This window comes from Amycolatopsis azurea DSM 43854 (genome assembly GCF_001995215.1).
Classification (GTDB): Bacteria; Actinomycetota; Actinomycetes; order Mycobacteriales; family Pseudonocardiaceae; genus Amycolatopsis; species Amycolatopsis azurea.
The window spans coordinates 23,169-42,525 of record NZ_MUXN01000045.1 but is presented as its reverse complement, the minus strand read 5'-3'; the positions used below and the strand labels follow the sequence as shown (position 1 = coordinate 42,525).

Sequence of the window (19,357 nt, the reverse complement as noted above, 5' to 3'; positions counted from 1 at the left end):
GCCCGTACGCCGACCTCAGGTGTTGCGAAAGCCACTTTCGCAACGTTGAAGGTTGCGAACGTGGCTTTCACCACGCTGATCGCCACCGAACACCGGTCCGTGAAGGACTCCTTGAGGGACCCAGGGTCCCTCAAGGAGTCCTTCACGGACGTGGCACCTGACAGGACACCTTTGCCTATCTGCTCAATAACCCGAAACGCCACTCACGACCCAGACTATCGGCGCTCGTTGAACGGCGTCAGCGGGTCCCAGAGCTTTTCGCAGTGGTGCTGCCGCGGGATCTCGGTGGTGAGCTGACTGTCACCGGCGGCGTTGAGCGACATGACGACGGGATCGTCCTCGCTGTAGGGGTCCCAACGGGGAGCGCCGTCCACCGTGGGATTGCCGGTGCGGGCGAAGCCGGTCCACTGCGTGAGCAGTTGGTCGGACAGGACCTGTTGATTGGGGGTGAGCTTGTTGCCGCCCGGAAGCAGCAGGAGCATTTCGGCGATGTGGTAGGCGCCGTTCGGTTTGGTGGGATCGAGGAAGAACTGCGGCGGAACGTCGGTGTCGTCGAACTGGTAGGCGAACACCGGAATGTGCTTCGCCAGCCGCTCGGTGTTGAGCATCGAGGGGCAGACCGAATTGGAATCGGCCACGATGGTCCGGTAGGCGAGGAACGGCGCGGGCGCCGGGAACCGCTTCAGCGGATAAGTCCTGCGGACCGCGGGCGCGTGCTCGCCGTACTGCTGGCGCACCAGGTTTTCGTAGTCGGCAGGAGTCGTCGCGAAGGGCAACTGGGTCTCGTCGCGGTCCACGCCGTGGATCAGCGCGACGTCGTTGACGTGCCCGGTGGCGAAGGCCTCCCCCGGTGACATCGGCAGGAACTTCCCGTCCACGATCGGCGCCACCGTACCGTTGGCGGGCTCGCGTCCGTGATCCGCCTGTTTGAGGACTGCGGCCGCCGGAGCCTTGCGCAGACACGCCGCCGCTTCGGCGGCGACGCCGCAGCCGAGAGCGGCGGCGAACTTCGCTCCGGTGCGCTGCGCCTGCTCTTCGGTGGGCAGTTTCGCCTTGCAATCCTGCGCCTGCCAGACGGTGTCCACGCCGAGCAGCGAGTTGTACTCCCCGCTTTGGGCGATACCGCGCTGGAACAACCCCGCCGAACTCGGCGCCGCCGTGTGGGCGCAGACGCTCGAGCCACCCGCGGAAGCACCGTAGATCGTGACGTTGCGCGGGTCACCGCCGAACCGCGAAATGTTGCGCTGCACCCAGCGCAACGCGGCCTGCTGGTCCAGCAATCCGTAGTTCCCCGCGTGCTCGCCGAATCCTTCGTGGGCCAGGAAACCGAAGATCCCGAGCCGGTAGTTGACTTCCACGCTGATGACGTTGCCGCCGGTCACCAGACGGCTGGCGTCCTGTGGCTTCAACAGCAGGAAGCCGCCTCCGTGGATCTGCACCATCACCGCGAGCGGCCCTGGCCCCAGTTTGGCGGGCGCGCGGACGGTCAGGTTGAGGCAGTCTTCGTTGTCCGTGCCCGGACCCACGCTCGCCGGTTGCGGGCACTGGTTGCCCTCGGTGGTCGCGGCGAAGGTCTCGGTCCACGGGGCCGGGCGTCGCGGTGCTTTCCAGCGTAGTTCTCCGGTCGGCGGTGCGCCGTAACGGATTCCCTGCCACGACGTCACTCCGGCGGCCGTGACACCGCACACCGGACCGTCGTCGGTCTTCACCGTGGTGCCCGTCGAGCAGACCGGCGCGGGCGGGTCGCCTTTGTTCTGCTCACCGGCCATGGACACCGAACCGGTCAACGGCGTCGCGATCAGCACGGTGGCCGCTACGGCGGCGACCACCTTTCGGTCGAATCTCATCCGTCCTCCTCCGCGGCGGTGACGATCTCCAGTCTTGCCACCGCCGGGGAGGGCACAACCTCCGTTCGGCCGCCCGGGAATGGTCATATTCCCGGGCAAGATGGTCTTCGCCGGGGTCCGGATTCACCTGTTCAGGAATACGGAAACGAAGACCACGGAAACGACGGAATTCACCGGTCAGGATTTGACCCGGGTCTTTCCGGGTGCGAGATCGGCGAGGAGAGCGGACTGTTCCCGGCGATAGGCCTCGACATTCCTCAGTTTGACGTCCTCGTAACCGCGAACGAGGTCGGGCAGTTCGGCCAAGGCGAGCAGCCTGCCTCGATCGGCGTCCACGGTGGCGAAAGCGGTGAGGATCGTTTCCCGGTATTGCGTGACGAGTTCCCGCTCCACCTTCCGGACGTGCGCCTTGCCGAACAGGTCCCAGCGCGTACCCCGCAGTTTCCGCGCGGCGCGCAGCGCGACGAACACCGGGCGGAACTTCGGGCCCAGCGCGATTTTCCGTTTCATCCCCAGCGCGCGGAGCACGGGTGGGTGCAGGCGATAGGCGTAGCGGCTGCCGACGCCGAACTCCGCCTCGATCCCCGCGATCACGGCGGGATCGAGCGAAAGCCGCGCGACCTCGTACTCGTCCTTGTAGGCCATCAGTTTGTGCAGGTTGCGCGCCACCGCCTCGGTGACGGCGCTCGAATCCCCTTCGAGAACCCGGACCCGTTCGACGAACTCGGCGTACTCCCGCGCATAGCGAACGTTTTGGTACTGAACGAGTTCGGGGACGCGGATGTCCAGCAGGCGCGCGAGTTCCGAACCCGGCTCGGCGTGCACGAGCGCGCGGGCGCGGAAGGTGGCCGCAGACGGGGCGGGGGTCGCGGCGACAGCGGGCGGGGCGACCGCCGCGTGCAGCCCGTCGGGATCGGCGACGAGCTGCCTGCCGCGCCGGAACGCCTGGAGGTTGCCCGCGACGGCGACCCCGTTGAGTTCGATCGCGCGTTCCAGGCTGGCCGCGTCCAGCGGGATGGCGCCGGTCTGGTGCGCCGCGCCGAGCTGGAGGATGTTGGCGAACTGGTCGTCGTCGAACAGGGTTTCGGCCAGTGCCCGTGCGTCGAGCGCCACGGTCCGCGCCGCGTTGTCCGAGATCGCGCCGCGGACGGCCGCCGCGTCGGGGAAGGACACGGTGGTGTCGACGACCATCCGGCCGGTCGGCACCTCGGTCGTGGAGACCACGGCGGTGGTCCTGCCTGGATCGGTCACCGACAGATGCGCCGGGTCGGCGCCGACGAGGACGTCACAGGCCAGGTAGAGATCGCATTCGCCGGCGGCGAGTTTCGGGGCCTGCGGCGTCGGCTCGGCGGTGATCTTCAGATCCGAGACGACGGCGCCGCCCTTCTGCGCGAGCCCGGTCTGGTCCAGGGTGCGTACCTGCTTGCCCTCGATCACGGCGGCCGTGGCGAGGATCTGCGCGACGGTGACCACGCCGGTCCCGCCGACCCCGGTGATCCGCACGGTGAAGTCGGTGCCGGCGGTCTCGGGCCGGGGCAGTTCGGCCGCGGTGATCTCGCCGGCGTGGCGCCGGTGCTTCCGCCCGGTGGGCACGACCGTCATGAACGAGGGGCAATCCCCCGCCAGGCAGGAATAGTCGACGTTGCACGACGACTGGTGGATCGTGGTCTTGCGGCCGAATTCGGTGCTGACCGGCTGCACCGACAGGCAGTTCGACTTCTCGCCGCAGTCGCCGCATCCCTCGCACACGCGCTCGTTGATCACGACCTTGGCGGCCGGGGTCTCCAGCTTCCCGCGACGTCGTTTGCGGCGCTTCTCCGCGGCGCATTCCTGGTCGTGGATGAGCACCGTGACGCCGGAGACGCCGGCCAGTTCCTCTTGTGTGGTCAGCAGTTCGTCACGATGCCGGACCTCGACGCCGTCCGGGAGGCCGACCCCGCGGAACCGTTTCGGCTCGTCGCTGGTGATGACCACCTTGGCGACGCCTTCGACCAGGAGCAGCGCCGCCAGCCGTTCCACCGGGAGCCCGCCGACGGCGTCCTGGCCGCCGGTCATCGCGACGGTCGCGTTGTAGAGGATCTTGTAGGTGATGTTCACCCCGGCGGCCACCGCGGCCCGCACCGCGAGGCTGCCGGAGTGGGTGAACGTTCCGTCGCCGATGTTCTGCACGAAATGCCGGGCGTCGACGAACGGCTCCATCCCGAGCCACTGCGCGCCCTCGCCGCCCATCTGGGTCAGGCCGACCACGTCGCCGACCTGTTCCGGCTCCATGAACAGCGCCATGGCGTGACAGCCGATGCCGCCGCCCACCACGGTCCCCTCGGGCACCTTGGTCGAGGAGTTGTGCGGGCAGCCGGAGCAGAAGTACGGCGTCCTGGTCAGCAACGGGACCGAGATGCGCTCGCGGCGTCGGCGCTGCCGCCACGCGGTCACGGACGGGATCTCGTGGTGCTCGCCCAGCCGTCCGGCCAGCACCCTGGCGACGGCGTCCGGGTCGAGTTCGCCGAGTTCGGTGCACAGAGTGCGGCCGTCCGGGCCGGTCTTGCCGTACACGGCGGGCGCGCCCGCGGTGCCGTAGAGCACCTCCTTGATCGCCGACTCGACGAAGGAGCGCTTCTCCTCCACCACGACGATCTCGCTCAGGCCGTCGGCGAACCGGCGGACGATCGACGGTTCGAGCGGGTGGATGACGCCGAGTTTGAGGATCCGGATCCCGTGCCGGGACAACGCTTCCGCGTCCAGGCCGAGCAGCCGCAGCGCCTGCATCAGGTCCAAATAGGACTTTCCGGCGGTGACGATGCCGATCCGGTCCGAGGGTCCTTCCTGGACGATCCGGTTGACCCCGCTCGCCCGCACGTACTCGACGGCGAGCGGCACGCGTTCGGTGTAGAGGCTGCGTTCGAGCGCCATCAGCGTGGTCCCGAGCAGCCGGGAGCTGGGCTTGTGCCGGTACGCGGGCAGCGCCAGCTCCGGCGCCGTCCACCTCGGCCGGACGTGGGCGGTGCCCGCGGCGTCGGCCACGTTCGCCACGAGCTTCATCGACGACCACAGCCCGCTGGCCCTGGACAACTCGACGGCGTGCAGCCCGAAGTCCAGCACGTCCTGGGAATCGGAGGGGAAGAACACCGGCATGGCGAGATCGGCGAGCGCGAGTTCGGAGGCACAGGGCACCGACGAGGACTTGGCGTTCGGGTCGTCGCCGACCAGCGCCACCGCGCCGCCCGCCGGATCGGTGCCGGCGAGGTTCGCGTGCCGTAAGGCGTCCGTCGCGCGGTCCAGGCCGGGCGCCTTGCCGTACCAGAAGCCGGTGACCCCACCGGGTGAAGACCCGACCGACGCGGTGAGCTGGCTGCCCATGACCGCCGTCGCGGCGAGTTCCTCGTTCAGGCCCGGCCGGTGCACGACGTCGTGCTTGTCGAGCAGGACGGAACGGCGGCCGAGTTCGAGGTCGTACCCGGCCAGCGGGGAACCCTCGTACCCGGAGACGAACACGGCGGGCGACGCCCCGGCCGCGCGGTCGTGCCGCACCCGGTCGAACAGCATCCGGACCAGGGCCTGGACCCCGCTGAGATAGACGGTGCCGTCCTCCCGCAGATAGCGGTCCTCCAACGTGAACTGCTCCACCAGACCTGCCTCCTTCGGCACCCCCGCGTGACGTCACGACAGGAGACCCGAACTCGCCGGGCCGCCGCAACAAGCGGCAGTCTATTGCTCCCGATCGCGCAAAGAATCCGGCCCATCTTCTCCGCTGGCCGATATCCGTTGCGTCTGCGTACCATCTCGGCTCATGGCGGACCTGCTCATCGACGAGACCGATCGCGAGATCCTCGAACTGCTCCGGGAAGACGCCCGGCGCACCCTGGGGGACATCGGCGCCCGCGTCACGCTGTCGACCGCGGCGGTCAAACGCCGCATCGACCGCATGCAGGAGAACGGCGTCATCACCGGCTACACCGTCCAGATCGACCACACCAAACTCGGCTGGGGCATCGAGGCGTTCACCGAACTGCGGTTCACCGGGACCACCAAGGTCGGCGAGATCGTCCGCACGACCACCCGGATGCCGGAGGCCCAGGCGGTGTTCACCATCGCGGGCGACCCCGACGCGCTCGTCTGGCTGCGAGTCCGGGACATGGCCCACCTGCAGCGCACCATCGACGAGATCAGGCGGCACCACCAGGTGACGGGCACGAAGACCCTGATGGTGCTGGACTCGTGGACGCGGGGCCAGCAGTGGCCCCATCCCGACGCTTGAGCCCGAGGAACCGGCTCCCGATCCGCGCGAGGTGATCAGCGAATTCGGGTGGGTCCTCCACGGTGAACCCGATCTCGGTGAGCGTCAGGACCACAGCCAGCCACTCGAACGAATCGACGTACGCGACGTACCGGCACCTGTCCTCGCCGAGTGCTTCGAAACTCCCGTCGACCCGGTGCAGCCGCGCCGCGGCCTCCCCCGCACCGACGTCGAGCGTCAGCGTGATCCGGAGCGATTTGGGGCTCTGGAAGCGTTCCTGGAGATGACCCGCGACGTCGTCGATGGGCAGCTCACGGGGCTCGAACGCCACCTCGGTCGTCTTCGGCGAGGCGATCCGGTCGAGGCGGAAGCTCCGCCAGTCTTGCCGGTCGAGGTCCCAGGCGTAGAGGTACCACCGCCTGCCGAGCTGGACGAGACGCATCGGCTCGACCGTTCGGGAAGACGGGCCGTCCTTCGCCGTGTACGCGAATTCGAGGCACCGGCGAGCCGCGATCGCCGCGGCGAGGACGTCCAGGACGCCGGTGGTGACCCGCGGCTGTTCACCGCTCCCGAACTCGACGGCCGCCAGCATCGCGTCGGTCCGCCGTCGCAACGCCGGCGGGAGGACTCGCCGGAGTTTCGCGGCGGCGCGGTCCGCTGATTCGGCGGTCAGGTCGATGCCGGTCCCACCCGCGGCGGCGAGACGCAGCCCGAGCACGGTGGCGATCGCCTCGTCGTGTTCCAGCATGAGCGGCGGCAGCGCGGCGCCCGCGACCAGCCGGTAGTTGCCTCCCGGGCCCCGGCTGCTCTCCACGGGATAGCCCAGGCCGCGGAGGTGGTCGATGTCCCGGCGCAGGGTGCGGGGCGGGACCTCCATGGCCGTCGCGAGTTCGGCGGCGGGCCACGCCCGGCCGGTCTGCAGGAGCGACAGCAGCCGCAACATCCGTTCCCGTGGTGCGGTCACGACGCCTCCCGGTAATTGTGGCCGTAAACCGGCCACATCTCATCGTAGCGTGGTGTCATGGCGAAAGTGCGAGACGATCGCGGCCGGTGGATCACCGTCGAGGGTGCCCGGACGAACAACCTCCGCGAGGTGTCGGTGCGGGTACCGAAACACCGGCTGACGGTGTTCACCGGCGTATCCGGCTCGGGGAAGTCGTCGCTGGCGTTCGACACGATCGCGGCCGAAGCCGAGCGCCTGGTCACCGGGACCTATCCCGCCTTCGTCCGCAACCGGCTCCCGCAGCATCCGCCCGCCGACGTCGACCGGATCGACGGCCTGATCTTCACCACGATCGTGGATCAGCGCCGGTTCACCGGCAACGCGCGGTCCACCGTGGGCACGGCGAGCGACATCGCGCCGTTGCTGCGCCTGTTGTTCTCCCGCCTCGGAAAGCCAGGCGCCGGGTTCTCGCCCGCCTACTCGTTCAACGATCCCAGCGGGATGTGCCCACGCTGCGAAGGGCTCGGCGTGGTCGACGACATCGATCTCGACCGGCTGCTCGACCGCTCGCGAAGCCTGCGCGACGGCGCCGTGCGCTTCCCGACGTTCGCGCCGGGGACCTACCGCTGGAAACGGCTCGTCCACTCAGGACTCGTCGACCCGGATGTCCCCTTGCGACGGCTACCGGCGACCAAAGTGGACATATTGCTGCACGCCGAGGGACTTCCCCTCGACAACCCCGGCTCCGACTACCCCAAACACGGTCTCTTCGACGGCGTCGTCCCACGACTGCGGGACTCCTATCTGCGCAAGACGCCGTCGCGCCTGACGGCCGAGGAACGGGAAGGGCTCGACGGAGTCGTCACCCGTGGCGTCTGCCCGGACTGCGAGGGGACCCGCCTCGCCGAGGCGGCGCGCGAAAGCCGGATCGACGGGCGGTCCATCGCGGACTGGTCGGCCCTGCCGCTCGATGACCTGAGCGACGTCGTCGCGGCCGTGCGCGATCCGTCGGTGGCGCCGCTGGTGCGAGCGATCCGGGAACGTCTCGACGCGCTGGCGTCCGTCGGCCTCGGTTACCTCAGCCTGTCCAGGGAATCGAGGACGCTGTCCGGCGGCGAGGCCCAGCGCGTCAAGATCGTCCGCCATCTCGGCAGCGCGCTCAGCGACGTCTGCTACGTGTTCGACGAGCCCAGCACCGGCCTTCACCCGCACGACGTGCACCGGCTCCTCGAACTGCTGGCCAAGCTCCGCGACGCGCACAACACGATCCTCGTGGTCGAACACCATCCCGCGGTCATCGCGGCCGCCGACCACGTCATCGACCTCGGACCGGCCGGCGGTGAAGGTGGTGGCCGCGTCCAGTTCGAAGGCAGTCCCGGCGAACTCGCCGCGAGCCGTACCGAAACCGGGCGGAGCCTCCGTACACCGCTCCATTTCCGGGAGGAACCTCGCGCCGCCCGAGGAACCGTGACGATCTCCGGCGCCCGCAGCCACAACCTGCGTGACGTCACCGTCGACGTGCCGCTCGGCGTCCTGACCGTCGTCTCCGGGGTCGCCGGTTCCGGCAAGAGCAGCCTGATCACCGGCGAACTCCCCCGGCGGCATCCCGATTTCGTCGTCGTCGACCAGGCCCCGCTGCGCGGCGGCATCCGCTCCACCCCCGCCACCGTGCTCGGTGTCGCCGAATCCGTCCGCGACGCCTTCGGCAAGGCCACCGGGAAACACCCTTCGTGGTTCAGCGCCAACGGACGGGGAGCCTGCCCGGTCTGCAAGGGAAAGGGCGTCATCATCACCGATCTGGCGTTCCTCGACGACGTCCAGACCGGCTGCGACGCCTGTGGCGGTACCCGGTTCAATCCGGAGGCGCTCGCCGCGCGCCTGAACGACCGCAGCATCGCCGACGTCCTGGCGCTGAACCCCGCGGACGCCGCCGCCCTGTTCGGCGAGCGGTCCCCCATCGGGCAACGCTTGCGCTGGCTGGACCGGGTCGGACTCGGCTATCTGACGATCGGGCAGAGCCTCGACACCCTGTCCGGCGGCGAACGGCAACGGCTCCTCCTCGCCCGTCACCTCGCCGACGCGGGCCCGGCCGACGAACTGCGCCTGGTCCTCGACGAACCGACCGCTGGACTGCACGGCAGCGACGTCGACCGGTTGCTCACCCTCTGCGACGAACTCGTCGACGACGGCGCGACCCTCGTCCTGATCGAGCACGACCAGCAGGTGATCGCGCACGCCGACCACGTCATCGACATCGGGCCGGGCGCGGGTTTCGACGGCGGGACGGTCGTGTTCGAGGGCACGCCGTCCGCGCTGGCGGAGGAACCCGCGTCACTCACGGGCCGTTACCTGCGAAATCGCTGACTACGCGTTCCCGGCGCCGGACGGCGCCGGGAACACCCACCCGCCCGGGAACAGTTCCCGGGCGAGCGCGATGATTCCCGATCAGGCTTTGTCCGACACGCCGGTACCGAACAGTTCCTCGGTCGGATATCGGTGATCTAGCCCACCAGCTCGCACGCCTTGTCCGCCTTCATGGCCTGGTCGAGCCCGGGCACCTTGCCGGTCTCGACCGACGGCGTGTGCGTGACCAGGTCGGCCCCGCTCAGGTTGAGAGCGGCCTTCGCGTACTCGACGCCGCCCCTGGGCAGCAGAGCACGGTACTCGGTCACCTTCCCGTGCAGCTTCCGGTAGAAGGCCAGCTCACCGGACGCGAGCGTGTTGGCCTCCTGCGCGGGCGGCGCGACCTGCGGCAGTTTCTCGAGCCCGCCGATCGCCGCGACGAGCGCGGTGTCCAGCTTCTCCAGCGACGCCGACGCCTTCGGCAGGTCCGCCTCGGTGGTGATGTCGAAGCTCCTGGCCAGACTGTAGACGATCAACCGCATGTCCTTGACGGCGCCGCAATACCCTCCCGCCCAGGAGACCAGCGCCGGATCCGGGCCGGTCGGGGACGGTGGCGGTGGCGCCGAGGACGGCGCGGGCTCCGATGGGGTCGAACCGCACCCCGCGAGGACGAGTCCGGCGACGGCCGCGGTCACCCCGAGGCGCGCCGCTGTCCGGTTGATCATGCGGCGAGGGTAGAGCCATCCGGCGGGACCGGTCCCCGGCGTGTCTCCTCTTCCCTGTCGACGACCTTGGTGAGGAAATGCTGCTGCCCCAGCGTCCACACGTTGGTGGCCAGGAAGTACAGCAGCACGCCGATCGGCACCGGGAAGAACGAACCCGAGACCAGCATGCCGAGCGGCGCCAGGTACATCATCAGTTTGGTGATGCCCGCGGCCTGCGGGGCGGCCGAGGTCTGCCGGTTGAGGCCCGAGCGGATCGAGAAGAACGTGGCCAGGCCGGCGATCAGCATCAGCGGCACCCCGACCGCGATCATGTGGACATGGTCCGTGCCGAACGCGGCCAGCTCCGCCGACGGCTGCGAAAGCCAGTTGCCGAGCTTCGCGCCGAACAGGTCGGCGTTCAGGAACGACTCCACCCCGGCGTGGTCGAAGACGCGGTTCGACTGGGCTCCCGGCGTGAAATCACGCAAGACCCAGTACAGCGAAAGGAACACCGGCAGCTGGATCAGCGCCGGGAGGCAGCCGCCCAGCGGACTGGAGCCGCTTTCGGCGTGCAGCTTCTGGATCTCCTCCGCCATCCGGCGACGGTCCTTGCCGTACTTCTCCTGGATCTTGCGCATCTGCGGGGCGAGCGCCTGCATGCGACGGCCCGCGCGCAGTGCGCCCAGAGCGGGTTTGACCAGCAGAAGGCGCAGGGTGAAGACGAGGAACACGATGGACAGCACCCAGGCAACGCCCGAGTCGGGACTCGCGACGACACCGAAAACCTTGTGCCAGAACCAGAGAATGGCGGAAACGGGGTACAGGAAGACATCGAACATGAACGGGTCACTCCGTCGGTTGAAGGTGCGTGGGCAGGAGTGACTGCCTCACCTTCGGACGAAGAGAGGTCAGGCAGCCGCGATGCCCAGTGACGGAGCCCGTGGCCGGACGCGACCGCGCGCGTCGGGGTCGCGGAGGCTCAAGAACAGCTGCGCGCGTTCGCGCAGCTTGATGACCCGCACCTTCATCGCGGCGGCTGCCGGTTCCGGGCCGAAATGCGCCGCGAGCGCGAGCAGGACGACGGCGAGGGACGCCGTCAGGGCGGCGGCCAGGCCGAGCGGGTTGGCGACCGCGACCGACGCCGTCAGCGCGGTGACCAGGCTCAGCGGGTTGACCCCGCCGACGACCGGGAGCACGACGAACAACTCGGGCAGGAACAGCGCAAGCATCAGCTTGAGCCGCACGCCGAAGTAGGTTCGCTCCACGTCACTGAGACTACCGGAAATATTGCGTTGCGTGATTTCCGTGGTCGCGGGCAGTCTGGCGAAATGGGTCACGTGGAAGTCGCGCACGTCGAGTACTACCTGCCCGACGGGCGGTTGCTGCTCGGCGACGTCTCGTTCCGCGTCGGCGAGGGCAACGTCTGCGCGCTCGTCGGCGCCAACGGGGCGGGCAAGACGACCTTGCTGCGGCTGATCTCGGGCGAACTCGCCCCCGACGGCGGCTCGGTGACCATCAGCGGCGGGCTCGGGGTGATGCCCCAGTTCGTCGGCTCGGTGCGCGATGAGCGGACCGTTCGGGACCTGCTCGTGTCGGTGTCACCGGAAGCGCTCCGCGCCGCGGCCCGCGCCGTCGACGAGACCGAACTCGCGATGATGGAGCGCGACGACGAAGCGGCCCAGATGGCCTACGCCCAGGCGCTCGGCGACTGGGGCGACGCTCGCGGCTACGAAGCCGAGGTCATGTGGGACAAGTGCACGACGGCGGCGCTCAACCTGCCGTACGAGAAGGCGCGCTGGCGCGAAGTGCGCACCCTGTCCGGCGGCGAGCAGAAGCGGCTGGTCCTGGAGGCGCTGCTCCTCGGCGGTTCGGGTGTCCTCCTGCTCGACGAGCCGGACAACTATCTCGACGTCCCCGGCAAGCTGTGGCTGGAAGAGCGGCTGCGTGAGACCCAGAAGACCGTGCTGTTCGTTTCGCACGACCGGGAACTGCTCGCGCGGGCGGCGAAGAAGATCATCAGCGTCGAACCCGGGCCCGCCGGCGGCGACGTCTGGGTGCACGGCGGCGGCTTCGACACCTACCACGAGGCGCGCACGGAGCGGTTCGAACGCTTCGAGGAGCTTCGCCGGCGTTGGGACGAAAAGCACGCCCAGCTCAAGAAACTCGTCGCCGACATGCGTCAGTACGCCGCGCGCAGCGACGAGATGGCTTCGCGCTATCACGCCGCGCAGACCCGCTTGCGCAAGTTCGAGGAGGCGGGCGCGCCCGCCGCTCCCCCGCGCGAACAGAAGATCACCATGCGCCTGCGCGGCGGCCGGACCGGCGTCCGCGCCGTCACCTGCGAAGGGCTCGAACTCCGCGGCCTGATGAAGCCCTTCGACCTGGAGATCTTCTACGGCGAACGAGTCGCGGTGCTCGGCTCGAACGGCTCCGGCAAATCGCATTTCCTGCGGCTGCTGGCCGGCGAGGACGTCGCGCACGACGGACTGTGGAAGCTCGGCGCCCGGGTCGTCCCGGGGCACTTCGCGCAGACACACGCCCATCCCGAACTGCTCGGGCGCACGCTCGTCGACATCCTGTGGACCGAGCACGCGCGCGGCCGCGGGCCCGCGATGAACATCCTGCGCCGCTACGAACTCGACGGCCAAGGCGACCAGCGGTTCGAGAAGCTGTCCGGCGGCCAGCAGGCGCGGTTCCAGATCCTGCTGCTGGAGATCGGCGGCGCCACCATCCTGCTGCTGGACGAGCCGACCGACAACCTCGACCTCGCTTCGGCGGAAGCTCTCCAGCAGGCCTTGGAAGCATACGAAGGCACCACGATCGCGGTGACGCACGACCGGTGGTTCGCGCGCTCGTTCGACCGGTACCTCGTGTTCGGCACCGATGGCCACGTGCGGGAGACCCCGGAACCAGTGTGGGACGAGCGGCCGGTGCAGCGGCAGCGCTGACCTGGCGAGGTGGCCAGACGCACGGTTACGCTCCGTTTTCATATGTACACTGGTTGCCGTGACTCCGGAGGCGAGGCTGGCAGTCGTCGCGCGGGAGGTGCGGGACGGCACCCGGGGGCCGGGTGAACTGACGGACGTCTTTGCCGGTGTCGTCGTGTATGCGCAGCGTCCCGAGCAGCCTGGACTGTGGGTGACAGATCTAGGCGAGCGCGGCCGATGGATGGTGGTGTTCTCCACGTTGGAACGCCTGGCCCGCCACGCCGGAGAGTGTGACTACCTGTCCACGACCGGAGCCGATCTGCTGGAACTCGTACCGCCGGGAATCGGTCTGATGGTTGATCCCCATGACGACCACCGATTCCCCATCTTGTCGCGCATGGCGCCCCCGGACGTCGTGGCGAGGACATGGGCGCAAGCAGGGAAACGGCCGCCGCGTCCCGGTATCACCGGATAGCGACGCGGAGGCTGGAAATGGAGGGGGCTCCAAGATGGATGGTCCAGGCTTTCACGTCGAGATCGAGGTACTGGAAGGCGCCTCGAAGAACATGAGCCAGATCGTGCACGATCAGGAGAGCTTCGAGCTGCGTGGCCTGTGTGGCGAGCCACCGCTCTACGGCCACGACGGCGTACATGCGGCTCTGGCCGAATTCTGCGGCAGCTGGAGCGTCGGGATCGACGCGCTGTCCGACCGTGCGAACGACCTCGGAACCCTGCTCGGCAAGGCCGCCCAGGCATACCGCGCGGTCGAACACGACAACACCGGTGCGTTGAAGACCGATCCGGGTATCGACGCGATCACACCGGACATAGCACCCCGGATCGGTGGCCGCTGATGGCGGAGCTGGGCCAGACAACCGACCCGAAAGCGCTGATCCCCGGTGACCCGCCGTCGATCTACGAGAACGCCCGAGTCCTCGGCGCACGGGCGAACTCGGCGGGCGCGGTCGGCGATGCGTTGAAGCGGATCGATACCGGCGGATGGCATGGCCCGGCCTCGGACCGATTTCACGAGGACCACCAGACAGAAGTCCCGCGCTGGCTGCAAGCAGACGACTCACTCGACAACGCCGCTCAAGCCCTAACCGCCTACGCCGACACCTTGGCGTGGGCACAGGGCCAAGCCGGCGAAGCGATCACCCAATGGCAGCACGGGGACACCGCAACCGAGCAGGCCAAACAGGTATACGACCGCGCGGTAGCCGACGCGCAGACCCGAACGCGGGCCAACGCCGAGCGCGGAGATCCCACCGTCGTCCAACCACCGGCGTTCACCGACCCCGGCGAGGCACAACGGCAGGCGGCCCGCGACATCCTGAACCGGGCACGCCAGCAGTTGGCCGAAGCAGGCGACCGCTGCACGGCAGCCTTGCGGATCGAGGCGACACTGGCCCCGCAGGACTCCCGCAAGCAAGCGGACGCCAACTTCTACGGCGGTATCTGGGACTCGATCTCCGGCGCCGGTGAAGCCCTCTGGGGTGCGATCTCCGACCCAGGCGGAACGGTGGCGGCGATGGCGCACAACGTCATGCACCCCGTCGAGACCTTCAAAGCCATCACCGCCTGGGACGACTGGGCCAACGGCCACGGCGACCGCGCCCTCGGCAAGATCACCGGCGGCCTGTTCCTGGGCCTCGGGTCGGGAAAACTCCTCAAAGACTTGGTCGGGCGGAAACACCACGACACGGACACACCGGCCGAACACCGTCCCGGCACCCCCGCCGGCACACCCGAAGCCCGGGTTGAGAGGGTTCAGCAGGGCATCACGGACAACCGTGGCAATCTGCTCGGGGTGGAGGACAGCAAAGGCGTACGCCTCATCGACGAGGCGCAGCTCAACCAAGTCCGGCAACACTTCCACGACAACCTCGGCGCACCGACCAAGGTCTATGAAACACCGAAAGGAACTGTGGAATTCTGGGAGATCAGCACTGACCCCAAGCAGCAGGTCGTCTACCGAACATACAGCGGCTCAGGGGGTGCCACCATTGACATTAACGGCGTGTCAGGCGTTGACATGAAACGTTTCCACATAAAGTGAGCCACCAATGAACACAGACGAGAAGTACCAGGAAGAACTCGACTACTTTACCGAGTACACTCAAGGCGACTGGGTTCCCATTAACTACATATTTGTTTCGGCAAGCAATCTTTTGGGCGCCGGGGCGAGTTTGCGGCAGATCACTGACGTTGCCGAAGGAATGTTCAAGGACCTGTTCGCTCGGAACGTGTGCATCGGCGACCTCACGGCGCATGATCCCGGTTTCGAGGCGTGGCAGGGCACGCCCGGCGAGTGGCTTGAGCGAATCCGTGAAGATGTCGAAAAGCGCGGCGATATCCCCGACCCCGGCGAATTCGGATGGCTTCACACAGTCCGCTGACCAGCGGAAATGTCACTAGCCAGACCCTGGGCAACCACTGCCGGGTAAGGAAAAGCGACACGCCGACCGTGGGAGCCCGCGATGGCTCGGCAGTGTGTTTCAATGCCGCACGCACGCGTGCCCGTCCACCGGCGACCACGCCGAACCCGTTCGAAGCTGGAGATCCCGTGAGGGCCGCCGTAATCCCCTTCGCCATCGCCGCCTTGTGCTGCGCGGCGTTCCTGGTGAGTTTCCTTCGCGACCGGCGTCGGCTGCGGGTCGGTTTCTACCTGTTCTTCGCGCTCCTGTTCCTCGGCATCACCTTCATCGCGCTGCTCGCCTCGGTGTCGCCCAAGGCGGCGGGCTTCGTCGCGGTCGGCGTGATCCTGCTGATCATCCCGACGGTCCTCGCGCTGACGGTCTTCCTGATCTGCAACGGGATCACCATGCTCCGCCGCGAAGGACGCCGTCTGGCCAACGTGCTTTCGCTGCTGACGGGACTCGGCATCTGCGCGCTGATCGTGTTCAACGCGACGGTGACGCAACTGGCCTGGGAGCCGCTCGACATCGTCCGGGGCAGCCTCAACGGAATCCTCGTCTACGTCTCGTTCCTCTTCGTCTGCTTCCTGCTGTACTCGATCGTCTACGGCCGCATCCGCACCGAGAAGGGCGTGGACTTCGTCGTGGTGCTGGGCTCGGGACTGCTGGAGGGCCACAAGGTGCCGCCGCTGCTGGCCGGCCGCCTGAAGCGGGCCAAACGCGTCGTGGACGCGGAGGCCCGTCGCGGCCGGGAGCCGATGGTGGTCACCTCGGGCGGGCAGGGGCCCGACGAGGACCTGCCGGAGTCCCACGCCATGGCCGGCTACCTCGTCGAGAACGGCGTGCCGAGGGAGCGGATCCTGCTGGAGGACCGTTCGCGGACGACGTTCGAGAATCTGACCTTCAGCGCCGAGATCATGAAGGAGCGGAAGGCGGACTACCGGTGCACGGTGGTCACGAACAACTTCCACGTGCTCCGCGCCGCCCTCATCGCCCGCCGCGCCAAGGTGAACGGCCAGGTGATCGGGTCGCCGACGGCCTGGTACTTCTGGCCGAGCGCCACCATCCGCGAATTCGTGGCGATCCTGGTGGACCACAAGATCAAGAACCTGGTCATCTGCGGGCTCATCGTGCTTTCCCAGGTCTCCCGCGCCTTCTCGTGAGGCTGAAGGGGACTTTCCCCGCATGCGATGCGACGAAAGCGCCCTTCACCGCGTGAGATGAGGGGAAAGTCCCCTTCAGCCATCTTTGACACCCTGGCACGAATTCCCGCTGCCACCACCCAGAGCGCCGTGACAAATCCCGGAAGCCCGTTGACAACACCGTTTTCACCGGGCCATCGTCCTGCGCATGACCACCGACACCCGGCAGGCGATGGCGCTGCTGTTCGACCGGACGGCGAAGACCTACGACGCCCTCGGCGTCGACTTCTTCAGCGTGTTCGCCAGGGAACTGCTCGACCGGGCCGGTCTCGTCCCCGGTGAGCGGGTGCTGGACGTCGGCTGCGGACGCGGCGCGGTGCTGTTCCCGGCGGCCGAACTGGTCGGCGCGGACGGGTCGGTGCTGGGCATCGATCTGTCCGCCGAGATGATCGAGCGCACCGCGAAGGACATCGAGGACCGCGGAGCCAACGCCTCGGTTTCCCTTATGGACGCCCAAGAACCCACACTGCCCGACGCCTCCTTCGACGTGCTCCTCGCGTCCTTCGTGGTCTTCTTCCTGCCGGATCCGGTCGCCGCCCTGCGGTCGTGGCACCGCGTCCTCAGGCCCGGCGGCCGGCTGGGGGTGACGACGTTCGGCGCCGACGATCCGCGGTGGGCGGCCGTGCGCGAGGTGTTCAAACCGTTCGTACCGCCGGAATTGGCTTGGACATTGGCGATCAGAGCCGGATTGTTCTCCTCTGTCGAGGGGTTCGGCCAGGCCGTGGAGTCGGCGGGCTTCACCGGTGTCACGTCCGAGGAACGGGTCTGTCCGGTGAAGTTCGCCGACCCCGGGCACTGGATCGATTGGTCCTGGTCGCAGGGCCAGCGGATGTTCTGGGAGCTGGTCCCCGAAGACCGCCTCGACGCCGTGCGCCAGGCCGTGCTCGCGGAACTGGAACCGCTGCGCGAACCCGACGGGAGCGTGGTGCTGGCGCAGACCGTGCGCTACACCCTCGCCCACCGAGCCTGACTCACAGCGCGAGCCGCGGCCAGGATTCCGTGTCCCGAGACAACTGCCGGTCGTGCGTGGCGATCACCACCGCGGCAGGTGTCGCCCCGAGCGCGGCGGTCAGTTCGTCGACGAGGGTGGCGGACAGGTGGTTGGTCGGCTCGTCCAGCAGCACCACATGCGGACGGCGAGCCAGCACCAGCGCCAGATCCAGCCTGCGCCGGGCGCCGACCGAGAGTTCGGCCACCGGCCGGTGCCGGTCGTAGCCGGCGAGCAGACCCAGTTCGCCCAGCCCCGGCCCGGAAATCCCGGCCCTGGCGAGCTGCTCGTCGTACAGCTCCATCGCCGTCCGCCTGGCTGGCAGGTCGGATTCCTGCGCCAGCCGCCCGATCCGCGCCGACCGGGAGCGGGTGACCGTACCCGTGTCGGGCTCCCTTTCCCCGGCCAGCACGGTCAGCAGCGTCGACTTCCCCGCGCCGTTGGGTCCCGTGATCACCAGCCGGTCACCGCTTTCCAGCGTCAGATCGGCCGGTCGGGTGAGCCGTCCGGCCACCGTCACCCCGGCGGCGCGGAGCAGTGTCGCGCCGCGACGTTCGGGCAGTTCCGGCATGGCGAACCGGGCGGGCGGCGGCGGGACGGCGACCACGTGCTCGGCCAGTTCCTCCTGCCGCCGGTGGACCGCGCGGACCAGCCCGGGCGCGCGGGTGGCACGGGTATGCCTGCCGGTGCCCTTGGGAGGCCGCCAGTTGTCGCGCAACCGGTTCCGCGCCGCGCTCAAGTCGTCGGCCAGCCGTTGCCGCTCGGCGATCTGCTCGGCGTGCGACGCCTCCCAGCGAGCGCGTTCGGCCCGCCGGCCCTCGACGTAGGCCGCGTAACCGCCGCCGTAGACGCGCGGCCGGTCGTCGCTCGACGGATCGAGGTCGACCACCGTGGTGGCCACGTCCGCGAGCAACGCCCGGTCGTGGCTGACCAGGACGACCACTCCCGGATGGGCACGCAGCCGCTCCGTGAGGTGTTCGAGCCCGGCGGCGTCGAGGTGGTTGGTCGGCTCGTCGAGCAGCAGGACCGGATGTCCGGCGCCGAGCAGACAGGCCAGCCGCACCCGGTGGCGTTGCCCGACCGACAGCGTCCCGAGTGGACGGTCACGATCGTCGACGGCGTTCAAGGCGGCCAGTGACACCTCGACCCGCCTGTCGGCGTCCCACGCGTCGAGGACCTCGGCCTCCTCCAGCGCGGCGGCGAAGAAGTCGTCCGCGCCAGGACGACCGGCGCCCAGCGCCTCGGTGGCGGCCTCCAATCGAGCCAGTGCTGCGCGGACGGCGGCCAGCTCGAGGTCGATCAGCGCGCCGACGGTGTCGGTGGCACCGAGCGGGATCTGCTGGTCGGCGACACCGACCGAACCCGAGCGGTGGACCTCACCCCGGTCGGCGGCCAGCTCACCGGCGAGCACACGGAGAAGGGTGGTCTTGCCGCGGCCGTTCTCCCCGACGAGGGCGACGCGTTCACCAGCGGCGGCGACGAGGTCGACCCCGGAAAGCACGGGCCGTCCCCCGAAGGAGAGGTGGACGCCGGACAGGCGGACGTGCGCCGCGCGGACAGGCGCGGGCGAAAGAGGGGATGACATGAAGGAACTGCCTCCGATGAAAGTGATGAGCAGGAAGAACGAACTCCGGTACCGCGGCTCGCGGTACCGGTGGAGGCGTCGTTCCTCAGAGGAACAGCAGTTGCTGCATCACGATCACGAGGTTAGGACACGCCGGACCTCCGCGCAGCTGATTTTCGGCGCGCGGA

At 68.7% G+C, this 19,357-nt stretch carries 16 protein-coding genes; 9 read left to right on the top strand and 7 right to left on the bottom strand.

The window, feature by feature from the left end:
- Nucleotides 1-215: 215 nt before the first annotated feature.
- A complete protein-coding gene (locus B0293_RS42495) occupies nucleotides 216-1,847 on the bottom strand; it encodes a carboxylesterase/lipase family protein (RefSeq protein ID WP_005160693.1) in 1,632 nt (543 codons plus the stop codon).
- A gap of 177 nt (nucleotides 1,848-2,024) precedes the next feature.
- Complete coding sequence (locus tag B0293_RS42490; RefSeq protein ID WP_005160692.1) at nucleotides 2,025-5,471, bottom strand: indolepyruvate ferredoxin oxidoreductase family protein; 3,447 nt, start codon at nucleotides 5,469-5,471, stop codon at nucleotides 2,025-2,027.
- A gap of 163 nt (nucleotides 5,472-5,634) precedes the next feature.
- Between B0293_RS42490 and B0293_RS42485 the strand changes: the two genes are divergently transcribed.
- Entirely contained in the window at nucleotides 5,635-6,102 is a 468-nt protein-coding gene (locus tag B0293_RS42485) for an Lrp/AsnC family transcriptional regulator (RefSeq protein WP_039918905.1), read from the top strand.
- Here the strand turns inward: B0293_RS42485 and B0293_RS42480 are convergent.
- Complete coding sequence (locus tag B0293_RS42480; protein ID WP_005160689.1) at nucleotides 6,011-7,045, bottom strand: helix-turn-helix transcriptional regulator; 1,035 nt, start codon at nucleotides 7,043-7,045, stop codon at nucleotides 6,011-6,013. The two genes, B0293_RS42485 and B0293_RS42480, sit on opposite strands and share 92 nt — an antisense overlap.
- 57 nt (nucleotides 7,046-7,102) lie before the next feature.
- On the opposite strand from B0293_RS42480, the gene B0293_RS42475 reads away from it, so the two are divergent.
- Nucleotides 7,103-9,388 (top strand): excinuclease ABC subunit UvrA, encoded by a 2,286-nt coding sequence (locus tag B0293_RS42475; RefSeq protein WP_052014508.1) that lies wholly within the window; start codon nucleotides 7,103-7,105, stop codon nucleotides 9,386-9,388.
- A gap of 137 nt (nucleotides 9,389-9,525) precedes the next feature.
- Here B0293_RS42475 and B0293_RS42470 read toward each other — a convergent pair whose 3' ends face one another.
- The 3 genes from B0293_RS42470 to B0293_RS42460 form a co-directional block, all read right to left on the bottom strand.
- Nucleotides 9,526-10,092, bottom strand: coding sequence for a hypothetical protein (locus B0293_RS42470; protein ID WP_005160683.1), 567 nt, complete (start codon nucleotides 10,090-10,092; stop codon nucleotides 9,526-9,528).
- Entirely contained in the window at nucleotides 10,089-10,910 is an 822-nt protein-coding gene (gene yidC, locus B0293_RS42465; protein WP_005160680.1) for a membrane protein insertase YidC, read from the bottom strand. The genes B0293_RS42470 and yidC overlap by 4 nt, the downstream gene beginning before the upstream one ends.
- A 69-nt stretch (nucleotides 10,911-10,979) precedes the next feature.
- A complete protein-coding gene (locus tag B0293_RS42460) occupies nucleotides 10,980-11,336 on the bottom strand; it encodes a DUF6412 domain-containing protein (protein WP_039918911.1) in 357 nt (118 codons plus the stop codon).
- Nucleotides 11,337-11,399: 63 nt separating this feature from the next.
- On the opposite strand from B0293_RS42460, the gene B0293_RS42455 reads away from it, so the two are divergent.
- The 7 genes from B0293_RS42455 (at nucleotide 11,400) to B0293_RS42425 (ending at nucleotide 17,587) form a co-directional block, all read left to right on the top strand.
- On the top strand, nucleotides 11,400-13,019 hold the full coding sequence (locus B0293_RS42455; protein ID WP_039918903.1) for an ABC-F family ATP-binding cassette domain-containing protein: 1,620 nt from the start codon (nucleotides 11,400-11,402) through the stop codon (nucleotides 13,017-13,019).
- Nucleotides 13,020-13,077: 58 nt separating this feature from the next.
- A complete protein-coding gene (locus tag B0293_RS42450; RefSeq protein ID WP_157376427.1) occupies nucleotides 13,078-13,473 on the top strand; it encodes an SseB family protein in 396 nt (131 codons plus the stop codon).
- A gap of 34 nt (nucleotides 13,474-13,507) precedes the next feature.
- Nucleotides 13,508-13,852 carry a hypothetical protein gene (locus tag B0293_RS42445; protein WP_005160674.1) on the top strand — a complete coding sequence of 115 codons (345 nt, stop codon included), beginning with the start codon at nucleotides 13,508-13,510 and terminating at the stop codon, nucleotides 13,850-13,852.
- Entirely contained in the window at nucleotides 13,852-15,057 is a 1,206-nt protein-coding gene (locus tag B0293_RS42440; protein ID WP_005160672.1) for a putative T7SS-secreted protein, read from the top strand. The genes B0293_RS42445 and B0293_RS42440 overlap by 1 nt, the downstream gene beginning before the upstream one ends.
- A gap of 7 nt (nucleotides 15,058-15,064) precedes the next feature.
- Entirely contained in the window at nucleotides 15,065-15,397 is a 333-nt protein-coding gene (locus B0293_RS42435; protein WP_039918902.1) for a hypothetical protein, read from the top strand.
- A gap of 167 nt (nucleotides 15,398-15,564) precedes the next feature.
- On the top strand, nucleotides 15,565-16,578 hold the full coding sequence (locus B0293_RS42430; protein ID WP_005160670.1) for a YdcF family protein: 1,014 nt from the start codon (nucleotides 15,565-15,567) through the stop codon (nucleotides 16,576-16,578).
- A gap of 187 nt (nucleotides 16,579-16,765) precedes the next feature.
- On the top strand, nucleotides 16,766-17,587 hold the full coding sequence (locus B0293_RS42425; protein WP_005160668.1) for a class I SAM-dependent methyltransferase: 822 nt from the start codon (nucleotides 16,766-16,768) through the stop codon (nucleotides 17,585-17,587).
- 1 nt (nucleotide 17,588) lies between these two features.
- Here B0293_RS42425 and B0293_RS42420 read toward each other — a convergent pair whose 3' ends face one another.
- On the bottom strand, nucleotides 17,589-19,190 hold the full coding sequence (locus B0293_RS42420) for an ABC-F family ATP-binding cassette domain-containing protein (RefSeq protein ID WP_039918901.1): 1,602 nt from the start codon (nucleotides 19,188-19,190) through the stop codon (nucleotides 17,589-17,591).
- Nucleotides 19,191-19,357: the final 167 nt, after the last annotated feature.

Coding starts and splice junctions, on each gene's coding strand:
- B0293_RS42495 (WP_005160693.1), bottom strand. CDS start 1,847: ATGAGATTCGACCGAAAGGTGGTCGCCGCCGTAGCGGCCACCGTGCTG.
- B0293_RS42485 (WP_039918905.1), top strand. CDS start 5,635: ATGGCGGACCTGCTCATCGACGAGACCGATCGCGAGATCCTCGAACTG.
- B0293_RS42475 (WP_052014508.1), top strand. CDS start 7,103: ATGGCGAAAGTGCGAGACGATCGCGGCCGGTGGATCACCGTCGAGGGT.
- B0293_RS42470 (WP_005160683.1), bottom strand. CDS start 10,092: ATGATCAACCGGACAGCGGCGCGCCTCGGGGTGACCGCGGCCGTCGCC.
- yidC (WP_005160680.1), bottom strand. CDS start 10,910: ATGTTCGATGTCTTCCTGTACCCCGTTTCCGCCATTCTCTGGTTCTGG.
- B0293_RS42455 (WP_039918903.1), top strand. CDS start 11,400: ATGGGTCACGTGGAAGTCGCGCACGTCGAGTACTACCTGCCCGACGGG.
- B0293_RS42445 (WP_005160674.1), top strand. CDS start 13,508: ATGGATGGTCCAGGCTTTCACGTCGAGATCGAGGTACTGGAAGGCGCC.
- B0293_RS42440 (WP_005160672.1), top strand. CDS start 13,852: ATGGCGGAGCTGGGCCAGACAACCGACCCGAAAGCGCTGATCCCCGGT.
- B0293_RS42435 (WP_039918902.1), top strand. CDS start 15,065: ATGAACACAGACGAGAAGTACCAGGAAGAACTCGACTACTTTACCGAG.
- B0293_RS42425 (WP_005160668.1), top strand. CDS start 16,766: ATGACCACCGACACCCGGCAGGCGATGGCGCTGCTGTTCGACCGGACG.
- B0293_RS42420 (WP_039918901.1), bottom strand. CDS start 19,190: ATGTCATCCCCTCTTTCGCCCGCGCCTGTCCGCGCGGCGCACGTCCGC.